The 13,293-nt window shown below is 74.9% G+C and carries 18 protein-coding genes; 15 read left to right on the top strand and 3 right to left on the bottom strand.

Translation table 11 applies throughout. The annotated features are described in order from the left end of the window. The first annotated feature begins 176 nt into the window (after positions 1-176). Genes ACI8AF_RS27100 through ACI8AF_RS27130 form a run of 7 tightly spaced genes read left to right on the top strand, consistent with a single transcriptional unit; the run spans position 177 to position 6,704 of the window. The gene (locus ACI8AF_RS27100; protein WP_456542890.1) at positions 177-569 is read left to right on the top strand and encodes a TadE/TadG family type IV pilus assembly protein; all 393 of its coding nucleotides are present in this window, start codon (positions 177-179) and stop codon (positions 567-569) included. Next, positions 557-1,516 carry a pilus assembly protein TadG-related protein gene (locus ACI8AF_RS27105; protein ID WP_456542891.1) on the top strand — a complete coding sequence of 320 codons (960 nt, stop codon included), beginning with the start codon at positions 557-559 and terminating at the stop codon, positions 1,514-1,516. Before ACI8AF_RS27100 ends, ACI8AF_RS27105 begins: the two co-directional genes overlap by 13 nt. A gap of 14 nt (positions 1,517-1,530) precedes the next feature. Continuing rightward, entirely contained in the window at positions 1,531-2,274 is a 744-nt protein-coding gene (gene cpaB / locus ACI8AF_RS27110) for a Flp pilus assembly protein CpaB (RefSeq protein ID WP_456542892.1), read from the top strand. Next, positions 2,271-3,458, top strand: a complete 1,188-nt coding sequence (locus ACI8AF_RS27115; protein WP_456542893.1) for an AAA family ATPase — start codon at positions 2,271-2,273, stop codon at positions 3,456-3,458. Before cpaB ends, ACI8AF_RS27115 begins: the two co-directional genes overlap by 4 nt. Then, the gene (locus ACI8AF_RS27120) at positions 3,455-4,867 is read left to right on the top strand and encodes a CpaF family protein (RefSeq protein ID WP_456542894.1); all 1,413 of its coding nucleotides are present in this window, start codon (positions 3,455-3,457) and stop codon (positions 4,865-4,867) included. The genes ACI8AF_RS27115 and ACI8AF_RS27120 overlap by 4 nt, the downstream gene beginning before the upstream one ends. A 2-nt stretch (positions 4,868-4,869) precedes the next feature. Next, positions 4,870-5,811 carry a type II secretion system F family protein gene (locus tag ACI8AF_RS27125; protein ID WP_456542895.1) on the top strand — a complete coding sequence of 314 codons (942 nt, stop codon included), beginning with the start codon at positions 4,870-4,872 and terminating at the stop codon, positions 5,809-5,811. After that, a complete protein-coding gene (locus ACI8AF_RS27130; RefSeq protein ID WP_456542896.1) occupies positions 5,811-6,704 on the top strand; it encodes a type II secretion system F family protein in 894 nt (297 codons plus the stop codon). The genes ACI8AF_RS27125 and ACI8AF_RS27130 overlap by 1 nt, the downstream gene beginning before the upstream one ends. 5 nt (positions 6,705-6,709) lie before the next feature. Here ACI8AF_RS27130 and ACI8AF_RS27135 read toward each other — a convergent pair whose 3' ends face one another. Next, on the bottom strand, positions 6,710-7,057 hold the full coding sequence (locus tag ACI8AF_RS27135) for a hypothetical protein (protein WP_456542897.1): 348 nt from the start codon (positions 7,055-7,057) through the stop codon (positions 6,710-6,712). 141 nt (positions 7,058-7,198) lie between these two features. Between ACI8AF_RS27135 and ACI8AF_RS27140 the strand changes: the two genes are divergently transcribed. The 5 genes from ACI8AF_RS27140 (at position 7,199) to ACI8AF_RS27160 (ending at position 9,760) form a co-directional block, all read left to right on the top strand. Next, positions 7,199-8,338: a baeRF2 domain-containing protein gene (locus tag ACI8AF_RS27140; protein ID WP_456542898.1), complete on the top strand. Its 1,140-nt coding sequence runs from the start codon at positions 7,199-7,201 to the stop codon at positions 8,336-8,338. Then, positions 8,335-8,592 (top strand): DUF2795 domain-containing protein, encoded by a 258-nt coding sequence (locus ACI8AF_RS27145; protein WP_456542899.1) that lies wholly within the window; start codon positions 8,335-8,337, stop codon positions 8,590-8,592. Before ACI8AF_RS27140 ends, ACI8AF_RS27145 begins: the two co-directional genes overlap by 4 nt. Before the next feature lie 13 nt (positions 8,593-8,605). Continuing rightward, the gene (locus ACI8AF_RS27150; RefSeq protein ID WP_456542900.1) at positions 8,606-8,836 is read left to right on the top strand and encodes a hypothetical protein; all 231 of its coding nucleotides are present in this window, start codon (positions 8,606-8,608) and stop codon (positions 8,834-8,836) included. Positions 8,837-8,877: 41 nt separating this feature from the next. Further along, positions 8,878-9,255, top strand: coding sequence for an acyl-CoA thioesterase (locus tag ACI8AF_RS27155; protein ID WP_456542906.1), 378 nt, complete (start codon positions 8,878-8,880; stop codon positions 9,253-9,255). A gap of 70 nt (positions 9,256-9,325) precedes the next feature. Continuing rightward, complete coding sequence (locus tag ACI8AF_RS27160; protein WP_456542901.1) at positions 9,326-9,760, top strand: ChaB family protein; 435 nt, start codon at positions 9,326-9,328, stop codon at positions 9,758-9,760. A gap of 12 nt (positions 9,761-9,772) precedes the next feature. On the opposite strand, the gene ACI8AF_RS27165 is transcribed toward ACI8AF_RS27160, so the two are convergent. Together ACI8AF_RS27165 and ACI8AF_RS27170 are read right to left on the bottom strand one after the other, a co-directional pair. After that, complete coding sequence (locus ACI8AF_RS27165) at positions 9,773-11,083, bottom strand: M24 family metallopeptidase (RefSeq protein ID WP_456542902.1); 1,311 nt, start codon at positions 11,081-11,083, stop codon at positions 9,773-9,775. A gap of 45 nt (positions 11,084-11,128) precedes the next feature. Further along, positions 11,129-12,313: a diguanylate cyclase gene (locus tag ACI8AF_RS27170; protein WP_456542903.1), complete on the bottom strand. Its 1,185-nt coding sequence runs from the start codon at positions 12,311-12,313 to the stop codon at positions 11,129-11,131. A gap of 75 nt (positions 12,314-12,388) precedes the next feature. Here ACI8AF_RS27170 and ACI8AF_RS27175 point away from each other — a divergent pair, with 75 nt between their 5' ends. The 3 genes from ACI8AF_RS27175 to ACI8AF_RS27185 all read left to right on the top strand — a co-directional run. Next, on the top strand, positions 12,389-12,862 hold the full coding sequence (locus tag ACI8AF_RS27175; protein ID WP_456542904.1) for a cupin domain-containing protein: 474 nt from the start codon (positions 12,389-12,391) through the stop codon (positions 12,860-12,862). Positions 12,863-12,904: 42 nt separating this feature from the next. Then, positions 12,905-13,087: a hypothetical protein gene (locus ACI8AF_RS27180; RefSeq protein ID WP_456542905.1), complete on the top strand. Its 183-nt coding sequence runs from the start codon at positions 12,905-12,907 to the stop codon at positions 13,085-13,087. Between the two features lie 34 nt (positions 13,088-13,121). Then, positions 13,122-13,293 (top strand): NAD(P)-binding domain-containing protein (locus tag ACI8AF_RS27185; RefSeq protein WP_456542907.1); only part of this gene is annotated, 172 nt, incomplete at its 3' end.

Below are 13,293 nucleotides of genomic sequence, written 5' to 3' on the forward strand. Positions count from 1 at the left end.
CCCCCCCCCCCCCCCCCCCCCCCCCCCCCCCCCCCCCCCCCCCCCCCCCCCCCCCCCCCCCCCCCCCCCCCCCCCCCCCCCCCCCCCCCCCCCCCCCCCCCCCCCCCCCCCCCCCCCCCCCCCCACCGCACCGGAAGCACCCCACCAGCACGCCCGCACCAGGGAGGAGGTCGAGCATGGTCCGACGGCTGCGCGAGGAGCGCGGGGCCAGCGCGGTGGAGTTCGCGCTGATCGCACCGCTGCTGGTGCTGCTCGTCATCGGCATCGTCGAGTTCGGCCACGCCTTCCAGGTGCACGGCCAGCTCTCCGCCGCCGCCCGCGAGGGCGTGCGCGCCATGGCCCTGCAGAACGACCCCGCGGCGGCACGGGCCGCGGTGCGCAACGCGACCTCGACCCTCGACCCGGCGGTCACCGACGCCCAGATCAGCATCACCCCGGCGGCCTGCCCCCTCACCGGCGGCAGCACGACGGTGCGCCTGAGCATCGACTACGACATGCCGTTCCTCACCGGCTTCTTCGGCGCCGGCATCGACCTCACCGGGACGGGGGTCATGCGGTGCAACGGCTGACCCGGTCCCGGCTGCGCCGGCGCGCCCGCGACGAGCGCGGCGCCGCCGCCGTCGTGCTGGCCCTGCTCATGGTCCCGGTCCTCGGGTTCACCGCGCTGGCGGTCGACGTCGGTGCGGTGTACGCGGAGAAGGCCCGGCTGCAGGTCGCGGCCGACGCCGCGGCGCTCGCCGTCGCGCAGGACTGCGCCCGCGGTGCCTGCGGCGACATGCTCGCCACCGCGACCGCGCTGGTGGCCGAGAACAACGCCGGCTCGACCGCCCGGCCGCCGGTGCTCTCCTCGAACCCCACGCGGGTCACCGTCACCGGCGACGAGCCGGTCGAGCACTGGTTCGCCCCCGTCATCGGCGTCGACGAGACCGCCGTCTCGGCCAGCGCCACCGTCGCGTGGGGCACCCCGGGCGGCGGCGTCGCCGAGCTGCCGCTGACCTTCTCGTGGTGCGAGTTCGAGGCGCAGACCGGCGGCGGGATGCCGTCGGGCGACGTGGAGCGCACCATCCTGTTCCCCAAGAAGTCCGACACCGGCTGCACCGGCCCCTCGCACATGTTCGTGCCGGGCGGCTTCGGCTGGCTCCAGACGACCGGGAACGGCAGCTGCCAGGCCCGCAGCGCGGTCGGCGGCCGGTCCACCAGCTCCACCGGCAACAACCCGTCGAACGGGTGCGAGCCCGGGGACTTCACCTCCCTGCGCGGCGACGTCGTCCTGCTGCCGATCTTCGACGTCGCCGGCGACGAGGGCTCGCACGGCTGGTACCACGTCTACGGCTACGCCGCCTTCAAGATCACCGGCTACTTCTTCGGCGGCCAGTACGAGTGGAACAAGCCGTGCGGCGGCAGCGAGCGCTGCATCTCCGGCTACTTCGTCCGCTGGGTCGACCTCTCCGACCGCTTCACCTACACGAACGACGGCCCCGACCTCGGCGCCGCGATCCTCCGACTGGTCCGCTAGGAGCGCTTCCCCCGATGATCCGCAGACTGATCGCCGCGCTCGCCGCCCTCGTCCTCGCCGCCGCCGGCGGGGTCGTGCTGGTGGCCTACGTGCGCGCCGCCGACGCCCGGGCGGCCGCCGGCCTCGAGACGGTCGAGGTGCTCGTCGTCCAGGAGCTCGTCCCGGAGGGCACCCCGGCCGAGGAACTCGCGGGGCTGGTCGACACCGAGCTGGTGCCCGCGAAGACGGCGGTCCCCGGCCGGGTCCGGTCGCTGTCGGCCCTGGTCGGGCAGGTGGCCACCGTCGACCTCCAGCCGGGGGAGCAGCTGCTCGGCAGCCGGTTCGCCCACCCCTCCGACCTGCGCGCCCCTGGCACCGTCGACGTGCCGGCGGGGCTGCAGGAGATCAGCGTCCTGCTCGACCCCCAGCGCGCGGTCGGCGGGCGGCTCGCCGCCGGCGACACCGTCGGGGTCTACCTGTCGCTGAAGTTCGACGACGGGACGGCGACCACGCACGGCGTGCTGCACGACGTCCTCGTCACCCAGGTGCAGGGCGCCCCGGCGGCGCCGACGGAGGAGACGGAGACGGCCAGCGCCGGCTCCGCGGCCCCGAGCTCCAGCCTGCTGGTCACCCTCGCCGTGCTGGCCCGCGACGCCGAGGCGGTCGTCTTCGGCGCCGAGCACGGCTCGCTGTGGCTGTCGCTGGAGCCCGAGGGCGCCGACAACAGCGGCACGCAGGTGCTCACCCAGGTCGACGTGTACTCGGGGCGGCCCCGATGAGCCGGGTGGTGCTGGGCGCGGCCGGCGAGGAGCTGGCGCTGCGCGTCAAGGAGGCGGCCGACGGCGACGTGCTGCAGCTGGCCCCCGGCCGGCTGCCGGCCGACCCGATCCGGCTGTTCGAGCAGCTGACCGACGGCGAGCTGCCCGAGGTGCTCGTCGTCGGGCCGGAGGCCGCGACCGGCGAGGCGCTCTCGCTCGCCGCCCGGCTGGACGTGCAGTGCCCGGGGATCAGCGTGGTGCTGGTCGCGCCGCCGTCGGCCGAGCTGTGGCAGGAGGCGATGCGGGCCGGCGTCCGCGACGTCATCGCGCCCGACTCCGACGTCGACGCGCTGCGGGCCGCGTTCGAGCGGGCCGGGCGCACCGCCGCCGACCGCCGCCGGGTGCTGCGGCCGCTGGAGGAGACCGCCCGCTACACCGGCCGGGTGATCACCGTGGCCTCGCCGAAGGGCGGGGTCGGCAAGACCACCGTGTCCACCAACCTGGCGATCGGGCTGACCCAGGTCGCCCCGCAGTCGACCGTGCTGGTCGACCTCGACGTCCAGTTCGGCGACGTGGCCTCGGCGCTGAGCCTGGTGCCCGAGTACACGCTCCCGGACGTCGTCCGCGGTCCCGCGGCGGAGGACACCATCGTCCTCAAGACCTTCCTCACCCAGCACCCCACCGGGCTCTACGCCGTCTGCGGCGCGGAGTCACCGGCGGCCGGGGACACCGTGACCGGCGCCGACGTGAGCCGGCTGCTCGCCGCGCTGGCGCGGGAGTTCCGCTACGTCGTCGTCGACACCGCCCCCGGGCTGTCGGAGCAGACGCTGGCCGCGCTCGACCGCGCGACCGACGTGGTGATGCTGACCAGCATGGACGTCCCCGGCGTCCGCGGGCTGCGCAAGGAGATCGACGTGCTGCGCGAGCTGTGCATGATCCCGGCCGGCCGGCACGTGGTCATGAACTTCCACGACCCGAAGGGCGGCCTGCAGGTCCGCGACGTCGAGACCACGATCGGCAGCGGGGTCGACGTCGTGCTGCCCCGCTCGCGCGCGGTGCCGGCGTCGACCAACCAGGGCGTCCCACTGCTGCAGAGCGGCACCAAGGACCCGATGACCAAGGAGCTGCGCCGGCTCGTCGGCCGGTTCGCCGCCACCCCGGTCGTGCGCTCGTCGCGCCGGGCCAAGCACCGGGCGGAGTCGTGAACCTGACGTCCCGCCTCGAGGCGGCCCGCGGGCGGCACTCGGCGCCCGAGCAGTCCGAACCCGGCCGCGCGGCCGTGCCCCCGCCGCGCCCGGCGGCGGCCGAGCCGCCCCCCGCCGACGCGCTGACCCGGCTCAAGGACCGGATCGGCAAGGCGCTGTTCGAGCGCGTCGGCAGCCGCCTGAACGACCCCTCCTTGGGGGAGGACGCGATGCGCGCCCTGGTGCTCGCCGAGCTCGACGACGTCGTCGACGAGGAGAAGGTGCCGCTCAGCCCCGAGGAGCGGCAGCGGCTGATCGCCGAGCTCGCCGACGACGTCCTCGGCCTCGGCCCGCTGCAGCGGCTGCTCGACGACGAGGCCGTCAGCGAGATCATGGTCAACGGGCCGGACATGGTCTACGTCGAGCAGGCCGGCCGGCTCACCCGGACGGCGGCCCGGTTCTCGTCGGAGGAGCACCTGCGCCGGGTGATCGACCGGATCGTCTCCCGGGTCGGACGGCGGATCGACGAGAGCTCGCCGCTGGTCGACGCACGGCTGGCCGACGGCTCCCGGGTCAACGCGATCATCCCGCCGCTGGCCTTCAGCGGCTCGACGCTGACCATCCGCAAGTTCGCCAAGGACCCGTTCTCGGTCGACGACCTGATCGGCTTCGGCACCCTCTCGCCCGAGATGGCCGACCTGCTGCGGGCCTGCGTCGAGGCCCGGCTCAACATCATCGTGTCCGGCGGCACCGGCACGGGGAAGACGACGCTGCTCAACGTGCTCTCCTCGTTCATCCCGGAGGGCGAGCGGATCGTCACCATCGAGGACGCCGTCGAGCTGCAGCTGCAGCAGGAGCACGTCGTCCGCCTGGAGTCCCGGCCGCCCAACATCGAGGGCCGCGGGGCCATCACCATCCGCGACCTGGTGCGCAACTCGCTGCGGATGCGCCCCGACCGGATCGTGGTGGGGGAGTGCCGCGGCGGGGAGTCCCTCGACATGCTCCAGGCCATGAACACCGGCCACGACGGCTCGCTGTCGACGGTGCACGCCAACTCGCCCCGCGACGCCATCGCCCGCCTGGAGACCCTCGTGCTCATGGCCGGCATGGACCTGCCGCTGCGCGCGATCCGGGAGCAGATCGCCTCCGCCGTGGACGTGGTCGTCCAGCTGACCCGGCTGCGCGACGGCACCCGCCGGGTCACCCACGTGACCGAGGTGCAGGGCATGGAGGGGGAGACGGTCACCCTCCAGGACGCCTTCCTCTTCGACTACTCCGCCGGGGTCGACCCGGCCGGCCGGTTCCTCGGCAAGCCGGTGCCCACCGGCGTGCGGCCGCGGTTCACCGACCGGTTCGCCGAGCTCGGCGTCGAGGTCTCGCCGCGCGTGTTCGGCATGCTCGAGCCGGCCCGGACGCGGGGGTGGGCGTGAGCGTGCCCGTGCCCCTGGTCCTCGGCCTCGCGGCGCTCAGCGCCGCGCTGGTGCTGCTCGCGGTGGCGGTCGTGCCGTCCGGGCGGCCGCGGGTGCCGCTGGCGCGGCTGGACCCGGCGCTCGCGCCCCCGCCGTCGTCGGCGTTCGCCGGTGCCGGGGCGGCCGCGAACGCGGCCGTGGGCAAGGCGCTCGCCCGCCGTGGGCGGCTGGCGGCCGGGACGGCGGCGCTCGAGCGCGCCGGGGTGGCGATGGGCCTGCCCGACCTGGTGCTGCTCACCGCCCTGATCACCGTCGCCCTCGGCGCGCTCGGCCTGCTCGCCGGCGGACCGGTCGTCGCCGTCCTCGCCGCCGCGGCCGGCCCGCTCGGGGCGAAGGCCTGGCTGTCGCTGAAGACCGGGCGGCGGCGGGCCGCCTTCGCCGACCAGCTGGAGGACTCGCTGCAGCTGATGGCCAGCAGCCTGCGCGCCGGCCACAGCATCCTGCGGGCGGTCGACTCGGTCGCCACGGAGGCGGCCGCGCCGACGTCCGAGGAGTTCGCGCGCGTCGTCGTCGAGACCCGCGTCGGGCGCGACCTGGTGGAGGCGCTGGAGGAGACCGCCGCCCGCATGCAGAGCGACGACTTCAGCTGGGTCGCCCAGGCCATCGCCATCCAGCGGGAGGTCGGCGGCAACCTCGCCGAGGTGCTCGACGCGGTGAGCGGCACCATCCGCGAGCGCAACGCGATCCGCCGGCAGGTCAAGGCGCTGTCGGCCGAGGGCAAGCTGTCGGCGATCGTGCTGATGGCGCTGCCGTTCGTCGTCTGCCTGTTCATCTCGGCCACCAACCCGGAGTACCTCTCGGTGTTCACCGAGACGCCGGTCGGCTGGCTGATGCTGTTCGTCGCCGGCGGCCTGCTGGTCGTGGGCGCGCTGTGGCTCAAGAAGATGGTGAGCATCCGGTTCTGATGAGCGACCTGCCGATCCTCGTCCTGGCCGCCGCGGTCGCGGCCGGCCTCGCCGTGCCGCTGCTCGGCTGGGCCCTGCTCGCCCGGCCCGACGGGGGCACCACCGCCGTCCGCGACAACCTGGTGCGCGGCTACGAACCCGCCGCCGCGGGGGCCGTGCGGACCGGACCGGGCACCGGGGCACGGCTGGCCCGCGCGCTCACGCCCGGCGGCACCGTCTCCCGCCTCGACCGCCTGCTGGCCACCGCCGGGCGACCGCCGTCCTGGCCGCTGGCCCGGCTGGTCGCCGCCAAGCTCGTGCTCGCCGCGGTCGCCGGCGCGCTGGGTGTGCTCCTGTACTCGGCACGGCCCGGGCTGCCGGTGCTGCTGCTGATGGGCACGGTCACGCTCGTCAGCTACTTCGTGCCCGACCTCCTCGTGCTCAGCCGCGGGCAGGAGCGGCAGCAGGCGATCACCCTGGAGCTGGCCGACACGCTCGACCAGATGACCATCGCCGTCGAGGCGGGTCTGGGGTTCGAGGCGGCGATGGCCCGCACCGCCCGCAACGGCCGCGGCGCGCTGGCCGAGGAGCTCGTGCGGACGCTGCAGGACATCGCCGTCGGCCAGCCCCGCCGGGAGGCCTACCTGGCACTGGCCGAGCGGACCGGCGTGCCGGACCTGCGGCGGTTCGTGCACGCCGTCGTCCAGGCCGACCAGTACGGCATCTCCATCGCCGACGTGCTGCGCACCCAGGCGCAGGAGATGCGGCTCAAGCGGCGTCAGCGCGCCGAGGAGAGGGCGATGCAGATCCCGGTCAAGGTGATCTTCCCGCTGATCCTCTGCATCCTGCCGACGCTGTTCATCGTGCTGCTCACCCCGGCGGTGATGCGCATCGTCGAGGCGTTCAGCGAGTAGCTCCCTCAGCCGGTGGTGCGCGGCTGGGCCGGGTTGGTCGGGTCGCCCTGGGACGGCGGGTTCATCGGCGGGCCGGAGGTCGCCTGGGACACCTTGGACCCGCCGGCGGCGTGCACCGGCGCCTCGGCGGCGACGTCGGCGGCCGGGTCGCCGCCGGACGGCTGCGCGCCGTTGCGGAGACCCTCGAGCCGGTTCCGCAGCACCTCAACCACCGGCAGCCGGTTGCCGTGCGCCTGCTCGTACTCCAGGAGGGTCTGCACACCCGCCTCGTCCAGGGTGCGGATCCGCGACGTCAGCCCGCCGAGCGGCAGGTGGTCGTAGTCGGGCAGGGGGAGCTGGTCGTGCTCGGTCATGCCGACCGCCTACCCGTGCCCCCGGCATCCGAACCCGGGGTGTGAGGGGACGGTCGCTGGGTAGGCGGCGACCACGACCGGGCGCCGCTCGTGCGCGCCCGAGCTGGTCCACCCGAGCCGACCGAGGAGTTGTCCGCACCCATGGACGTGTCGTTCCTGGAGCCCGTGTTCTCCGCACCCGGGCCCTACGCCACGGTCTGCGCCGACGTGACGCACACGACCGAGAACGCCGACACCGAGCTGGACCTGCGGGTCCGCGCGGTGGCCGAGAAGCTGGCCGAGCAGGGCGCCCCCGAGGCGGTGGTCGAGGCGGTCCGCGGGCGGCTGCTGGAGGGCAACGACGGCGGTGAGGCCGGCACGTGGCGCGGCCGGGCGGTCGTCGTGGCCGCCGACGGCACGGTGGTGCTCGACTCCCCGCTGGTCGACCAGCCGCGTCAGGAGCTCGCCGAGTGGTCGCCCCAGCCCGACCTGCTGCCGGTGCTCCGGCAGCTGCCCGGCCGGATCCCGCACATCGTCGCGGTCGTCGACCGCGTAGGCGCCGACATCACCGTGTCGGCCCGCCCCGGCCAGACGATCGAGGAGAAGGAGGTGGAGGGCGACAGCTTCCAGATCCGCAAGTTCCAGGGCGGCGGCTGGGCGCACCACCGCTACCAGCACAACGCCGAGAACAAGTGGGTCCACAACGCCGACAACGTGGCGGAGAGCATCGCCTCGATGGTCCGCCGGCTCCAGCCGGAGTTCGTCCTCGTCGCGGGGGACATCCGGGCCCGGCAGATCCTCACCGACCGGGCCAGCGAGCTCTGGAAGGACCTGGTCGTCAGCATGGACGAGGGCGGGCGCGCCGCCGGCGCCGACCTCGAGCCCGTCCAGCGGCGCGAGGTCGAGCTGCTCGCCGAGCACGAGGCCCACGAGGAGGCCCGCGCGGTCGAGCAGGTCGAGGCCGCGTCCGCGCACGGGCTGTCGGTGACCGGCACGGCGCCGGTCGTCGAGGCCCTGCGCAAGGGCCAGGTCGAGACGCTGGTCCTCGCCGACCAGCAGGACGACGAGAAGCTTCTCGTGGGCGGCTCGCCCCTGGAGCTCGGCGTCGACCACGGCGACCTCGAGGCGCTCGGCAGCCAGGAGTCCCACTCGGTGCCGGCCGAGCGCGCGCTGCTCGCCGCCGCCGTCGCCAGCTCCGCCGACGTCGTCGTCGTGCCCCGTGCGGCGATGCCCGGGGACATCCCGGTGGCCGCCGTCCTGCGCTACACCGACGCCTCCACCCCGGGAGGGCAGGACGCATGAGCGATCCGCACCGGCCCGCGACCGCGCCGGGCACCGACCAGGCCGGGCTCGACCGGCGGGCCGCGCTCGCCGAGCACCTGGGCAAGGAGGTGTGGCCGGCCGACCGCGACGAGCTCGTCACCCGGGCGACGGAGAACCACGCCCCCGACGGCGTCCTCGCCGACCTGCGCCGGCTGCCCGGGGGCGAGCGGTTCGAGAACGTGCAGGCGGTCGCCCAGGCGCTCGGGCTGGGCACCGAGCAGCAGCGGTTCTGAGGAGGGCGCGGTCATGACGACGAACAAGGAGCCGAGCCCCGAGGCGCTGGCCAACGTCACCGAGGGCAACATCGGGACCCGCGCCCAGCTGCTGCCCGAGGAGCAGGAGATGAAGGGCAGCGGCATGGAGGAGGTCGCCGCCGAGGTGATCCTCGCCGAGTCCGAGGAGCGCACGGTGCACACCGACCCCGACGACGCCCAGGGCGGCCACCGGCAGTCGTCGGACACGGCGGACCTGCCCTGAGCGAGGTCCACGAACACGGCGTCCACGAGCACCGGGTCCAGCTGCGCTGGTCCGACCCCGACGTCTACGGGCACGTCAACCACGCGCGGGCCCTCGGCCTGCTGGAGGACGCCCGCCTGGCGGTGGCGGCCGAGGCCCCGGGCGTCGCCGCCGGCGGGCAGCCGGGCGTCATCCTCGCCCGGCTCGAGGTCGACTACCTGCGCCAGCTCTACTACCGCGCCGGCGAGCAGCTGCTGGTGCGCAGCTGGGTGACCCGCCTCGGCACCAAGTCGTTCACCATGCGCCAGGAGCTGGTGCAGGACGGCGAGGCGGCGATCCGGCTCGACGCCGTCCTCGTCCTGTTCGACACCGCCACCGACACCTCGCGCGCGCTGACCGTCGAGGAGCGGGCGTTCTGGAGCCGGTACCTCATCGGGTGAGGCCCGGACCTGCGGGAATGACGCCGGAGGACCGCGGGTAGGGCCGTTCGTGATCACGAGAGGAGCGGTCATGCCGAAGACCACGACCAAGGGCACCGCGAAGAAGAGCGAGCTGCCCGGCACCCTCAAGCGCTCGCCGGCCAAGGCGCAGCGCACCTACGCCAAGGCGCACGACTCGGCGCTCGACGAGTACGGCGACGAGCGGCGCGCCAACCAGGTGGCGTGGGCCGCGGTCAAGCACAGCTTCGAGAAGGTCGGCGACCACTGGGAGAAGAAGGCCGGCGGGCGCAAGGGCCCGTCCGACGCGCAGGCCGCCGGCGGCCGGGACACGGGCCGGAAGACCAAGGGCGGCGTCGACGCCAACGCGCCCAAGTCGCACCTGCTCGACGTCGCCAAGAAGCTGTCGATCTCCGGCCGCTCCACGATGAAGAAGAAGGAGCTCGTCGACGCCATCCAGAAGGCGAACGGCAAGAAGACCACGGACGCGCGCAAGAAGAAGAAGTAGGCCCCGCCGCGCTCAGCCGCCCGGGACGACGACCAGCTCGGTCTGCCGGTCGTCGAGGTACTCGACGCCGTCCGCGGTGAGCGCGACGCCCTGCTCCAGGGCCATCCGCACCGTCTGCCCGCCCCACTCGGGCACCGGTGCCCGCACGCACAGCTCGAGCGCGTAGACGGTGTCGGGCCGCAGCCGCCGTGCACCCGCCCCCGGGACGCCGCCCTGCTGGTCCCACAGGCCGATCGCCGGGCCGGCGCCGTGGCCGTGGTAGCCGACCGGGTGGGAGTAGACGTCGCCGTCGATGCCGTCGGCGGCCGCGGCGGCCCGGGCGGCGGCGAGCACCTCGTCACCGGTGCGGCCGGGGACCATCGCCGCCGTCGTCAGGTCCTGCATGCGGTTGCCGACGGCCAGCGCCGCCCGCAGCCCGGCCGGTGCCTGCGTCTCGCCGGGCCGCAGCACGTAGCAGTTGCGCTGGGTGTCGGTGGCCAGCCCCAGGCTGGTGAGCCCGACGTCGCAGTGCACGAGGTCGCCGGGCTCGATCACCGCGTCGAAGGGGACGGCGGGCAGCGTCGTCCCGCGCTCCTCGACCAGCGGGACGCCGGCCCGCTGCAGGCCGACGGTGGGCTGGAACCAGGCGGCCACGCCCAGGTCGGCGAAGCGCTGCCGGATCCACCAGGCGAGGTCCAACGCCGTCGTCACCCCCACGGTGATGGCGGTGGGGGAGTAGGCCTCGGCGATCACCTGGTGGGCCAGCCGGTTGAGCGCGTGCAGCGCCGCGATCTCGCCGGGCAGCCGGGTCTCCAGCCAGCTGACCGCGAGCTCCTCGGCCGGGACCAGCCGCTCGGCGTAGCGGCCGAGCGCGGCGGTCAGCTGCCCGAACTCGGTGTGCGAGAGCCCGTCGGCGAGCGCGAAGTCGGCCGACACGTCGATGCCGATCCGCCGGGGATCGGCCTGCTCGACGATCCGGCGCACCACCGCCCACTGCGACTCCTCGGCCGGCACCCCGGCGTCCTCGTCGGGGGACCAGGCGGGCACGAACAGGCCGACCGGGTAGCGGGAGACCGCCGCGGCCGTGACGCCGTCGTCGCTGCGGTGCAGGGCGAGGATGGTCCGCCTCCGCGCCGACAGCCAGGTGGCCGGGAGCAGCGTGGGGAGGACCGGGTCCTCGTTGTACTCCCGGCCCACGACCAGCCACAGGTCGATGCCGGCGCGGTCCATCAGCCCCGGCAGCAGGTCGAGCAGCCGCTCGGTCAGCCACCGGTCGCGGACCTCGGCCTGCTCGCGCAGCGGCAGCGGCACCGTGCGCGTCGGGTCGGGCGCGACGAGGGTCATGCGGACAGCGAAGCAGACAACCGGCCGGCCCACCGGTCGAACGCCCTACGCGACGTCGCTGGCCGGGGTCTCCGGGAACGGGTCGCGCACCGGCTCCGGCGGGGACGGCGGCTCGACGACGCGGGCCGGCCGCGGGTGCGGCAGCTGCTGGGCGGCCACCCGGTCGCGGCCCTGCTGCTTGGCCTCGTACATCGCCGCGTCGGCGCGGTCGACCAGCCGCCACAGCGCCCCGGGGACGTCCTCACCGTCCGCCGGACGGGTCAGCGCGACGCCGATCGACGCGGTCACCGCGTGCCCCTCCTGGGTGCGGGCGGCGGCGACGGCCGCCCTCAGCCGCTCGGCCAGGTGGCCGGCCTCGGCCGCATCGCCGACCAGGCCGAGGACGACGAACTCCTCACCCCCGGTGCGGGCCAGGACGTCGGCGGGCCGCACGCTCGCCGCGAGCGCGGCGGCCACCGTGCGCAGCACGCCGTCCCCGGCGGCGTGCCCGTGGAGGTCGTTGAGCGCCTTGAAGTGGTCGAGGTCGAGCACCATCGCGGCGACCCGCGTGCCGTCGCGGCGGGCCTGCCGCCACACCCGGGGCGCCTGGTCGACCAGGTAGCGGCGGTTGTGCAACCCGGTGAGCGGATCGCGCACCGACAGCGCCCGCATGGCGTCGATCAGCCGTTCCACGCGCCGGCGCAGCACGAAGACCGCGAGCGAGACGACCGTGAGGATGCCCGAGTTCACCACCAGCTGGACGGTCAGACCGGTGGTCTCGTGGTGCGTCTGGACCAGCGCCAGGACGACGGCGATCGGGGTGACCACGAGGTTGACGGCGAACTGCCACCGGCCGAGGAACCAGGCCGCGACGAAGCAGGGGAACAGCAGGGCCAGCGGGGTCGTGTAGTGGATCGGGTCGGCCAGGCAGCGGCTGACCACGACGTAGACCAGGTCACCGAGCAGCACGAGGGCGAAGGTCTGCGGCCGGGTGGCGCTCCGGCGCAGGGCCAGCAGCACGGCCAGCCCCATGCAGAGGGCCATCGTGCCGCCGTAGAGCCACCGTTCGCTCTGGCGGACCATGTCGTCGACGAACAGGTTCGCCGAGCCGATCAGCCCGGCGAGGAAGAGCAGGGTCGCCAGGGTCCGGGCGGCGACCCGGTGCTCGGGTCCGCGGGCGAGCACCGCCAGACCCGACCCGGGGTCCGTCTCCGCGGCGCCGCTGTCGAGCACCGCTGCAGGATGCCTCATGGAGGTGAATTCCAGTGGGCTTCCCGATGTCGTCACCCGCTGTCACGACACGGCCCCCGGTGCCAGGGTGGGTGCATGTCGCACCCCGACCCGTCGCTCTACGACGTCCGCACCGTCGTCGAGCACCCGCTGGTGGACCACGGCCCCACCAGCTCCCTGCGCATGGTGGCTCCCGGCAGCGCCACCGGCGGCCGCTTCGGGCTCCTCGAGTACCGCGTCGCGCCGCGCTCGGCGGGCGCGGCGCCGCACTACCACCGGACGTTCAAGGAGTCGTTCTACGTGCTCAGCGGCGAGCTGACGGTCTACGCCGGCGGGCGGTGGCAGCCCTACCGGGCCGGCGACTTCGCCCTGGTGCACGAGACCGGTGTGCACGGGTTCCGCAACGACGGCGAGGAGGAGACCGCGTTCCTCATCCTGTTCGCCCCGGGCATCGCGCGGGAGAACTTCTTCACCGAGGTCGCCGAGCTGCGCCGCAGCGGCCGCGAGCTGAGCGACGAGGAGCGGACGGCGTTCTACGCCCGGCACGACCAGGTCATGGTGGACGTCTGAGCTGCGTGCTTGCATGGAGGTCCCCGAGACGAGGAGGCCGACATGGCCGAGGGTCCCTGGTTCTTCTGCCTGAAGCACCACACGGTCGAGCCGCGGGACGGCTGCGCCGAGCGGCACCGGCTCGGGCCGTACGCCACCCGCGAGGAGGCCGAGCACGCGCTGCAGTCGGTCGCCGAGCGCGAGGAGAAGCTGACCGCCGAGGACCGCCGGTGGGAGGGCGACTGACGGTCGCCCCGAGCCGTCCGGGCATGATCGCGGCATGACGGACGGGCGCGCGGTCGAGGAACTGGTCGTCGGGGTGCTGGGGGGGACCGGGCCGCAGGGCCGGGGGCTGGCGGTGCGGCTGGCCGCGGCCGGGCAGCGGGTGCTGCTCGGGTCCCGGGACGCCGACCGGTGCGCGGTGATCGCCGCGGAGGTCGCCGAGCGGGCCC

Source organism: Blastococcus sp. SYSU D00669, assembly GCF_054050715.1.

Coding starts and splice junctions, on each gene's coding strand:
- ACI8AF_RS27100 (WP_456542890.1), top strand. CDS start 177: ATGGTCCGACGGCTGCGCGAGGAGCGCGGGGCCAGCGCGGTGGAGTTC.
- cpaB (WP_456542892.1), top strand. CDS start 1,531: ATGATCCGCAGACTGATCGCCGCGCTCGCCGCCCTCGTCCTCGCCGCC.
- ACI8AF_RS27115 (WP_456542893.1), top strand. CDS start 2,271: ATGAGCCGGGTGGTGCTGGGCGCGGCCGGCGAGGAGCTGGCGCTGCGC.
- ACI8AF_RS27130 (WP_456542896.1), top strand. CDS start 5,811: ATGAGCGACCTGCCGATCCTCGTCCTGGCCGCCGCGGTCGCGGCCGGC.
- ACI8AF_RS27135 (WP_456542897.1), bottom strand. CDS start 7,057: ATGACCGAGCACGACCAGCTCCCCCTGCCCGACTACGACCACCTGCCG.
- ACI8AF_RS27140 (WP_456542898.1), top strand. CDS start 7,199: ATGGACGTGTCGTTCCTGGAGCCCGTGTTCTCCGCACCCGGGCCCTAC.
- ACI8AF_RS27145 (WP_456542899.1), top strand. CDS start 8,335: ATGAGCGATCCGCACCGGCCCGCGACCGCGCCGGGCACCGACCAGGCC.
- ACI8AF_RS27150 (WP_456542900.1), top strand. CDS start 8,606: ATGACGACGAACAAGGAGCCGAGCCCCGAGGCGCTGGCCAACGTCACC.
- ACI8AF_RS27160 (WP_456542901.1), top strand. CDS start 9,326: ATGCCGAAGACCACGACCAAGGGCACCGCGAAGAAGAGCGAGCTGCCC.
- ACI8AF_RS27165 (WP_456542902.1), bottom strand. CDS start 11,083: ATGACCCTCGTCGCGCCCGACCCGACGCGCACGGTGCCGCTGCCGCTG.
- ACI8AF_RS27170 (WP_456542903.1), bottom strand. CDS start 12,313: ATGAGGCATCCTGCAGCGGTGCTCGACAGCGGCGCCGCGGAGACGGAC.
- ACI8AF_RS27175 (WP_456542904.1), top strand. CDS start 12,389: ATGTCGCACCCCGACCCGTCGCTCTACGACGTCCGCACCGTCGTCGAG.
- ACI8AF_RS27180 (WP_456542905.1), top strand. CDS start 12,905: ATGGCCGAGGGTCCCTGGTTCTTCTGCCTGAAGCACCACACGGTCGAG.